The 537-nt window shown below is 60.5% G+C and carries 1 protein-coding gene; it reads left to right on the forward strand.

The genetic code is table 11. The features are described from left to right. On the forward strand, nucleotides 1-537 hold a 537-nt coding region (locus AACY49_RS30270; RefSeq protein WP_339527932.1), incomplete at both ends, for a peroxidase family protein.

The following is a 537-nucleotide window of genomic DNA, read 5'->3' on the forward strand; positions in this document are numbered from 1 at the left end:
CCGATTACGGAAACTATGGGCCGTTCTTCATCCGGATGGCCTGGCATAGTGCGGGAACGTACCGGCAGGCTGATGGCCGAGGCGGCGCTGGCGGCGCGCAGCAGCGGTTCGAACCGCTGAACAGCTGGCCGGATAACGTCAATCTCGACAAGGCTCGTCGCCTGCTATGGCCGGTCAAGCAGAAGTACGGCTCAAAGATCAGTTGGTCGGACCTCATGGAGCTGACGGGCAACGTCGCCTTGGAGCAGATGGGCTTCAAGACGCTCGGCTTTGCCTTTGGACGCCGCGACGAATGGGAAGCGGATAAAACCTATTGGGGACCTGAAACCAAGATGTTGGCCGATCAGCGCCATACCGCGCCGGGTGTCATCAAGAAGCCGCTCGCCGCATCGCAAATGGGACTCATCTACGTTAATCCGGAAGGACCTAACGGGACCCCCGATCCGCTGGCAGCCGCCAAGGAAATCCGCGCCACGATCGGCAACATGGGCATGAACGACGAGGAAACCGTCGCGCTGATCGCAGGTGGTCATACCT

Origin of the sequence: Pseudomonas sp. EL_65y_Pfl2_R96, assembly GCF_963970905.1 — a bacterium.
In the GTDB taxonomy this organism is placed as follows: domain Bacteria; phylum Pseudomonadota; class Gammaproteobacteria; order Pseudomonadales; family Pseudomonadaceae; genus Aquipseudomonas.